This window comes from Dryocola clanedunensis (assembly GCF_038405435.1).
In the GTDB taxonomy this organism is placed as follows: domain Bacteria; phylum Pseudomonadota; class Gammaproteobacteria; order Enterobacterales; family Enterobacteriaceae; genus Dryocola; species Dryocola clanedunensis_A.
Window position 1 is genome coordinate 273 of sequence record NZ_JBBYHZ010000141.1, and the last position, 320, is coordinate 592.

Annotated in this window: 1 pseudogene; it reads right to left on the bottom strand. The window is 77.5% G+C overall.

The window, feature by feature from the left end:
* Window positions 1-320, bottom strand: a pseudogene (locus tag AAE045_RS23890) (hypothetical protein); the annotation flags it as partial.

The following is a 320-nucleotide window of genomic DNA, read 5'->3' on the forward strand; positions in this document are numbered from 1 at the left end:
GGCCGGGTCGCGTGCCTGGCGCTGCAACTCTTCCCAGCTGCCGGGCCGGCTCTGTGCCAATGAGGGCGTGCCGGCGCGGGCACTGGTCGCCGCCGGCATGGGCGGCATCGAGGGCATCTGCCGGGCAATCGGTGCGCGGGCGGCTGGCGCGGCGGCGGGCGGTGCGGACTCGGGCGCCGGCACCTGCCCCGGCGCCAGGGCCGGGGCGGGGGGCGCGACAGGCGCGGGCAATTCGGCCGGCGTGCTGGCGCCTGCGGGCATGGGATCGGTTTCGTAGACGACCTCGGGCGGCAGGTCGTCCCAGTTGGGGCGCGCTTCTT